Annotated in this window: 6 protein-coding genes; 1 reads left to right on the forward strand and 5 read right to left on the reverse strand. The window is 35.7% G+C overall.

Features of this window, described 5'->3' with window-relative positions:
* Positions 1 to 166: 166 nt before the first annotated feature.
* From ACJAT7_RS16315 to ACJAT7_RS16335, 5 genes are all read right to left on the reverse strand, one after another.
* Entirely contained in the window at positions 167 to 544 is a 378-nt protein-coding gene (locus tag ACJAT7_RS16315; RefSeq protein ID WP_415227864.1) for a 4a-hydroxytetrahydrobiopterin dehydratase, read from the reverse strand.
* A 53-nt stretch (positions 545 to 597) separates the two neighbouring features.
* Positions 598 to 1,161, reverse strand: a complete 564-nt coding sequence (locus tag ACJAT7_RS16320; protein WP_415227865.1) for an SPOR domain-containing protein — start codon at positions 1,159 to 1,161, stop codon at positions 598 to 600.
* Positions 1,162 to 2,922, reverse strand: a complete 1,761-nt coding sequence (gene argS / locus ACJAT7_RS16325) for an arginine--tRNA ligase (RefSeq protein ID WP_415227866.1) — start codon at positions 2,920 to 2,922, stop codon at positions 1,162 to 1,164.
* A 591-nt stretch (positions 2,923 to 3,513) separates the two neighbouring features.
* On the reverse strand, positions 3,514 to 5,700 hold the full coding sequence (locus ACJAT7_RS16330; RefSeq protein WP_415227867.1) for a primosomal protein N': 2,187 nt from the start codon (positions 5,698 to 5,700) through the stop codon (positions 3,514 to 3,516).
* 213 nt (positions 5,701 to 5,913) lie between these two features.
* Complete coding sequence (locus ACJAT7_RS16335; RefSeq protein WP_415227868.1) at positions 5,914 to 7,572, reverse strand: Na/Pi cotransporter family protein; 1,659 nt, start codon at positions 7,570 to 7,572, stop codon at positions 5,914 to 5,916.
* A gap of 125 nt (positions 7,573 to 7,697) precedes the next feature.
* Between ACJAT7_RS16335 and ACJAT7_RS16340 the strand changes: the two genes are divergently transcribed.
* Positions 7,698 to 8,192 (forward strand): dihydrofolate reductase, encoded by a 495-nt coding sequence (locus ACJAT7_RS16340; RefSeq protein WP_415227869.1) that lies wholly within the window; start codon positions 7,698 to 7,700, stop codon positions 8,190 to 8,192.
* The last annotated feature ends 53 nt before the right edge of the window (positions 8,193 to 8,245 follow it).

Genomic DNA, 8,245 nt, shown 5'->3' on the forward strand with positions numbered 1-8,245 from the left:
AATTGGTGTCTCAAATCCTTTTTTAGTTACAGCATCACCATTATTAATCACTATCACAGTGTTTCCATCTACTTTGATAGTGAGATCATCTGATGCAATACCACAAAATGGGCTAGGCACTTCTAACCATATTCCTGAATCAGTCATTTCAGTCATAGTTGTATCCTTAATCATACTTGATATATTTAAAGCGTGGATCAGAAGGGGTGCCTTCAAAAGGACTTCCATCTTCTTTGGCGGGTTGCCATTGCACAACTTTTTCAATCATTTTTGCTAATTCGAAATCTTTATCGGTGATCCCTTTAGCGCTATGTGTCGTTAATTTCACAATGACAAACGCATACGATGCTGAAATATCAGGGTGATGCCAAGCAGCTTCCGCTAAATGACCTACCGTATTAACTACCATTAAGGTACCTTTCCAACCGCTTGTTTTATATTTACGACGGATCCAACCATTTTCAAAATACCAATTAGGTAGTTCTGTCGCTATTTTCTCAGCAACTTCTTCTTTAGAATAGATTTTTTCATTTATGTCAGTCATTACAATTCACCTTTTAATATTAGTAGCTATGAGGATACCCGAATTTTTTTTGACTAACCATTTTTAGCCCGCATTAATAAAGAATCAATACTGTTTTCTTTTAATTGTTTTTGAAGCGCATCAGCTTTATCTCTACCTATAACGGGCCCAATTTGAACACGATGCCAAGTGTCTTTATTATCAATGGTTACTGTTTGTACTCTAGATTCAACACCTAAAAATGCCAATTTTGCTTTGTAAGCATCCGCATCGGCGGCTTTACGAAAAGAGCCAACTTGCAGTAAATAACTGACCTTATCAACTGCTTTATCGGTATTTTCTGTCGGCTTTGTTGGTAACGCTATGACCGGAGGTTGCGGTCTTTTTTGCGTTTCAACTACAACTTCCATTTCAGGCAATAAGGTATAAAACTCAAACGTAGGTTCTACACCATTCTTATTCTTACTCTTACTGACCTTTTTCTCAATTGATTTTTTTTCTGGTGTGATAACTTTTGGATCATCTTTTATGTGCAATAAAAACATAATAAAAGCTCCCACAGCAAAACTGAGAAACATAGGTCCCCATGGTATGGATTGTTTAGGTGCCGAATTTCGTGAATTTCGTTTTTCTGCCACTTACATAGTCTCCGGTGTTGATACACCTATTACCGTTAAACCGTTATAAATGACTTGTTTAACGGCTGAAACTAAGGTTAACCGCGCTTGACTTAATTCAAGATCATCAATAATAAAGTGATGGGCATTGTAATAAGTGTGGAAATCACGAGATAAATCCATTAAATAATGGGCCAATATATGCGGCGTATGATTCAATGCTGACGATTCAATTACTTCTGGATAGCGCGCTAAGGCTGTTAATAATGCTTGCTCATGTTCTTCAACTAAGCGAGATAAGTGCATTTCACCTTGTGCTTGCTCCCATGCCAAATTACGTTCAGCTAGTTGTCTAAAGACACTACAAACACGAGCATAAGCATATTGCACATAATAAACAGGATTATCAGTACTTTGTGTTTTCGCAAGTTCTAAATCAAAATCCATATGTTGATCAGCACCACGTAGAACATAAAAGAAACGAGCAGCATCTTTACCTACTTCTTCTCTTAATTCACGCAAGGTAACAAAATCGCCACTACGCGTTGACATCGCTACTTTTTCAGAACCACGATACAACACGGCAAACTGAACTAATAATACCTTTAGTCTATCTGAATCTTGATTCATCGCTTGTAAAGACGCTTTCACACGTGGTACATAACCATGGTGATCTGATCCCCAGATATCAATTACCGTATCAAAACCACGATTGAATTTATTCAAATGATAAGCAATGTCAGAAGCAAAATACGTTGTTTGGCCATTATCACGTACTACAACACGATCTTTTGCATCACCATAATCAGTTGATCTAAACCACCAAGCACCATCTTTTTCATATAATGCTTTTGAATTTTTTAAGGTTTCAATTGTTTGATCGACAACGCTCGATTCCATTAATGAACGTTCCGAAAACCATTCATCGTAATTAGTACCAAAATCAGCTAAATCAGCACGAATATCAGCTAAAATTGAATTTAAACCTAAATCAAATAACTGACGATATCTGGTCTCACCTAATAATGCTTTTGCCTTATTGGTTAAACCATCAATATGCAGTTCTTTATCTCCTCCTTGTGGTTCATCAAGAGCAACACCAGCAAATATCTCACTTGCTGGATGGCGAAATAGTTCACCTTTATCTGCTTTTAAGGTAGCGGCTATATCTAAAACATAATTCCCTTTGTAAGCATTACTAGGGAAAGTAAATTGTTCGCCACAAGCATCTAAATAACGTAACCAAACGCTGGTTGCCAAAATATCCATCTGCCGACCAGCGTCATTTACATAATATTCACGATGAACATCAAATCCTGCAGCCATTAATAAACTACTAACAACAGAACCGTAAGCTGCACCACGACCATGACCAACATGTAGTGGACCAGTAGGATTAGCCGATACAAATTCAACTTGAACGCGTTTTCCTTTACCTACCTGGCTACGACCAAACGTGTCACCAGAGGCTAAAATATCTTTAACAATTTGTTGGGCTGATTCTGCTGACAAAAAGAAGTTGATGAAACCTGGTCCAGCAATATCAATTTTATTAATAAAATCAAAATCTTTCATAGCGTCAACTAATAAAGTCGCTATTTGGCGAGGATTTATTTTGGCTGGTTTTGCCAACATCATCGCTATATTGCAGGCAAAATCACCGTGTAATTTATCTTTAGTGCGTTCAATTTGTATTTCTGGCAAATCAAGTTCAGGAAGCTTTTCCTGTTGAATAAGATCCGTTAATGCAGTTTGAATTATTTTTATAAGCTGGGCTTTCAATGTCATAAAACCTGAGATTAATTAAGTAGGGGTATTTTAACTGATCATGAGTTATTGATCACAGAGAGAAAATTGATCGAGCTTTGTTTCTGGTTATTTCAGCTTAGATGATAATCTTTTTTTGAATCATTTTTTTGAGTAGTTTTTGAAATTTGCGGGATATTATCTTTTAATAATCATTAATATAGTATTTAAAAGATAATGATGTTGATGTTTAAAGCCTGTGGGTATGTGGGTAAAATTTTAAATTAGTTTAATATTAACAACTTATAAATAAGCCGGTCTGTTAATAAATAAGATGGTTAGTAAGTGATCTCCTGTGGATAACTATGCTACTTATCCACAGTCAAAGTTATCCACAAGTTATGATCAAATTTATAAGGTCTTTATACAGGAGTTATCTTTGACTACTTATTCAGTCAAAGACTAATTTAAATATTTTTAAAAGAAACTTAATACGACTGAAAATAAGATATTTAAATTAATAACTTATAATTACTTAGACAGTAATATCTAAATTTAGCGGGAATGAGTGATAAATAAAGATTATTTAAAGCGACTTGAAATTTATAGAGCGACTTTGAAATTAGCTTAAAGTAAATCAAGCGGATCAATATCGATTGACCATCTTACTTTTCGAGTTAACTTCAAAGATCCGATAGTAGGCATAAAATAATCAAGTAATTGATGTAAAGGTTTGCGTTGTTGAGATAATAATAATAATTGTGCTCGATAACGACCAGCTCGTCTTTCCATAATGGAAGGAACAGGTCCCATCACAATCACTTCTTCTTGTATTGCTTGATGGAAAAGACCTGAAACATCACTTAAAAATTGCATAGCTAAAAATTCGTCTTGAGATTCAGCACGAATAACACATAACGAACTAGTTGGTGGCATCGCCATCATTTTTCTTTCGGCTAATATTTTTTGAGCGGTAAAAGCATAACCATGTTTAATAATATCTTGCCAAAATTCATGTTGTGGCTGGCTAGTCTGAATAAATACCTCCCCCTTTTTATCACCACGTCCTGCTCGTCCCGTTACTTGAATAATTAATTGAGCTAAGGATTCTGTTGACCGAAAATCAGCACTAAATAAACCTTGATCAGCATCTAAAACACCAACAAGCGTTACATCATGAAAGTCATGACCCTTGGCTAACATTTGTGTGCCGACTAATATTTTGGCACCACCTTGTCTAATTTTATTAACAATCTCGACGAAAGCATTGACTTTTTGAGTACTATCACGATCAATTCGTAATACTGGTGTTTCAGGAAAATAAGCCTGCAAAGTATTTTCTATTTGTTCAGTACCAGCGCCATAGGTTTTTAAATCACTCGCTTGGCAGATAGGACATTTATCGACTAAACGTTTAATTAAGCCACAGTGATGACAACACAAAACATTCCGACGTTGATGAACAATCATTCTGGCATCACAATGTGAACAGGTTGCTTGCCAACCACAATCATGGCACATTAAAACAGGTGCAAAACCCCGACGATTAATAAACAGTAAAACTTGGTTACCCGCCGAGAGTTGAGTTTTTATGGCCTGATATAAAACAGTTGAAATACCACTATTGGCAGAGGGACCACGACTATCAATCAATTTTATTTTAGGCATACTAGCGCCTGTGGCACGCTGATTTAAAATTAATAACTGATAACGCTGCTGTTCAACGTTGTATAGACTTTCTAGTGAAGGTGTGGCACTTCCCATAATAATGGGCACGTTAGCCCTCTGAGCGCGAATTAAAGCTACGTTACGTGCATGGTAACGTAATCCATCCTGCTGTTTATAAGAAGCATCATGCTCTTCATCAATAATCATTAAACCTAAGTTAGGTAATGGTGTAAATACGGCTGAGCGTGTGCCTATTACAATATCAGCTAAAGCCGCTTTAGCTAATAACCAGGATTGTTTACGTTCGCCATCGGAAATAGCTGAGTTCAAAACAACAATACGAGCCGATAAACGTTGCTTAAATCGTTCAACAAATTGGGTCGTTAAACCAATTTCAGGTATTAATATTAATATTTGCTTACCTGCTGTCACCATACTTTCAGCAAGCTGCATATAAACTTCAGTCTTACCACTTCCGGTAACGCCATGTAATAAATATGGCGCAAAGAGTGAGCGTGATTGCCAAACCTTTTCTACAGCGAATTGTTGTTCTTCATTAAGTTCACAATGTTCAACTGGATTGTGGGTAACCAAAGATTGTTTTATGTGTTGGAACGAACAGACTACTTTTTTTTCTTCTAAGCCTAGTAATGAGGTTCGACACTGACCTAGTTGCTGATAAATAAATTTTTGACTAACACCTTCTGAATAATCTTTTAATAAAGTGATTAGTTCTTGTTGTTTTTTACCTGATTTAATCTCACTAAATACTGAACTAAGTTGCCAATAAATTTCCGTTTCTAATTCAGCTGTTTCTCCAAGGCGTATTTTTTTAGGCAATACTGTTTGAAAACAATCGCCAATCGGGTGGTGATAATAATCACTTAGCCATTGAGTAAGAGCTATTAAATCAGCAGAAAGAATAGATTGATGATCAATAGCTTCAATTATTGTTTTGAGTTTAGCGGTTTCACTTTCTTCATTAGCTTTTTTAATATTAACAATAATACCTATTAACTCTCTACTTCCAAAAGGTACTTTGACACGCATGCCGTTTTGCCACGCTATCTCAGTATTATTAGGTAGATAATCAAAAGATAATCTTAAAGGACATGGCAGTGCAATTTGTAGGATTGTGGGTTTCATTAATAATAATATAAGTTATTTAAAAGATATTGATGTTGATGTTTAATGCCTGTGGATATGTTAGTAAGACATTAATTTGTCTTTATTTCAATTTGTTATTGTTAATTTTTAGTGTGTATAACTAAAAAGGCTATATTGAATAACCTGTGGATAAACCCACTAGTTATCCACAGGTAAAGTTGTCCACAGATTATGATTACTTTTATATCTTGCTTATACAGAGGTTATATTTTCTGCTATGTCGTCTTTTTTTCTATCCATTACGTCAATATTAAGCGTTTCAAAATGGATAAATGCTTTTACCGCTTGTTGTGAAAGTCGTCTTAACTGACTAATCGATGCCATGGTTTTATCCATTTTGGCGATCGATAATTTACCCTCAGCACCGCGGCGCAATAACAGAGATTTTAATGATTGATACTCAGACTCAACTGTATCTAATTCATTTTTTAGCATATATTCTTGATTGGTTTTTTGTCTAATGTTGGCATGATTAAGTAAAATAACACTGTGTTTATAAAAAATATTGATTTGATCTTGAATACTGGGGTTTATTGCTGTTTCTACCTTTTTCTTATCCGAATTAATAGTTACTGCTAGTTCAGAAATAGCATCATAATATTGTGATATTCGCAGAATACTTGGTAATGCATTAGCAACATCTTCGCTTAAGTTTTGTTTATATAACTCGGAGGTGTAGTCACCAATGGCAATCGTTAGTTTTTCAACGACAGAATTCTTTCCTGCCATGTTATTAGTAGTTTTTTCAAAGTCAATACTATCTTTTGCCATGGCCAGTGAATAATCACCTACTCTCTGCAGTTCTTTATATAAAGCATGTATTGCTAAAGATGGAATAGTTAAAGCATTTTTATCCAAATACCTCGGCGTAGATTCATCTTCATCCTTGGTCTTAAAGCGACCAGATAACCATACGACCAATTTATCTGCTAATGGCCACATTAACAGCACACCCAAAACATTAAAAACGGTGTGAAATAGCGCCAGCGTAGTTGTGCTGGCATCACCTAAATTGAATAAATCTTGGAAAAAGAGAATGGCGGTAATGAGTGGCGATAATAAAATAAGTGAAACTATGGCTGTAACCAAATTAAAAATAACATGACTAGCAACTACTCTTTTGGCGACTGGGTTGGTACCAAAAGATGAGAATACTGCTGTAGTTGTTGTGCCAAGGTTACTGCCAATGGCAATTGCTGCAGCGGGTAATAGAGTCATTAAACCGCCAGATAATGCCGTTAATGTAATAGCAAGGGTAACGCTAGATGATTGCATCAGTAAGGTGACTAAAAATCCCAAACCGGTAAATGTTAAAATATCTTTAATGCCTATTTCACTGATACTAGTTAAAGAAACCTGATCACCCAGTACGGAAAAGGTCTCTTTAAGGACATCAATGCCCATAAAGAGAATGCCAAAACCTACTAATGCTTGGCCTATCGCACCAATATGAGACTCACCTTTAACGAGCTTTATTAACATCCCAAGACCAATCATTGGTAATGCAAATGCACTTATTTTGAAGTTGAACCCTATTAAGGTAACTAACCAACCAGTCGTTGTTGTACCAATATTACTGCCAAAAATAATCCAGATGGCACGCCTCAAACTTAATAAACCGGCATTGGTAAAACCAATAGTTGCTATGGTTACCGCGCTCGATGATTGAATTAAAGACGTTAAAAATATACCGACGCCTAAACCACGTAGTCGAGTATTAGTCCAGTGATGTAATAATTGATTAAGTGTACTTCCTGCCGCCATTTTAAGGCCATCGGACATTAACCACATGCCAAGCAAAAACAAACCTAAACCACCAATACCAGCACTGATCATTGGGAAAAGTGACATACAACCCCTAATATAATTAAGTGTTAATAAATTTTATTTTAATAATACCGTATTCTGATAACTGTCCGAATAATCATCGACAAGTGTTATTCTATATTTAAGATTATTTTTAGGATATTTTTCGTATGAAACTAGCAATTATTGTGGCCACAGATGACCAAGGTTTAATTGGCAAAGATAATTACTTGCCATGGAAGTTATCGGCTGATTTACAATATTTTCGTCGGGTCACCATGGGAAAACCTATTATTATGGGTCGAAACACTCATGACTCAATTGGTCGAGTATTACCGGGCAGAAAAAATATTATTGTGACCAAAAATATAGATTATCAAGCTGAAGGCTGCACTGTTGTACATTCAGTTAATGATGCGTTGTTAGCTTGTGAACAAGTAGAGGAAGCTATGGTGATGGGCGGAGCATCGGTGTACGAACAATTTTTACCTAAAGCCGATAAATTGTACTTAACTCAGGTTCATGCTTCAGTTTCGGGAGGAGATACTTGGTTTCCTGAGTGGTATAAAAATGAATGGTCAGAAATAAGTAGAGAAGATTATCTGGCGGATGATAAAAATGTTTACGATTATAGTTTTATTGTCTATGAGAAAGTAAAAAAGTAAGTCGTTTTAAGGTGGGGTTAGATCATTAATTATAGTAATGAATGTTAAGCCGA

It is taken from the genome of Psychromonas sp. (genome assembly GCF_047632995.1).
In the GTDB taxonomy this organism is placed as follows: Bacteria; Pseudomonadota; Gammaproteobacteria; order Enterobacterales; family Psychromonadaceae; genus Psychromonas.

Excerpts from the sequence above, each read along its gene's own strand:
- ACJAT7_RS16315 (WP_415227864.1), bottom strand. The coding sequence starts at position 544 with ATGACTGACATAAATGAAAAAATCTATTCTAAAGAAGAAGTTGCTGAG.
- ACJAT7_RS16335 (WP_415227868.1), bottom strand. The coding sequence starts at position 7,572 with ATGTCACTTTTCCCAATGATCAGTGCTGGTATTGGTGGTTTAGGTTTG.
- ACJAT7_RS16330 (WP_415227867.1), bottom strand. The coding sequence starts at position 5,700 with ATGAAACCCACAATCCTACAAATTGCACTGCCATGTCCTTTAAGATTA.
- ACJAT7_RS16340 (WP_415227869.1), top strand. The coding sequence starts at position 7,698 with ATGAAACTAGCAATTATTGTGGCCACAGATGACCAAGGTTTAATTGGC.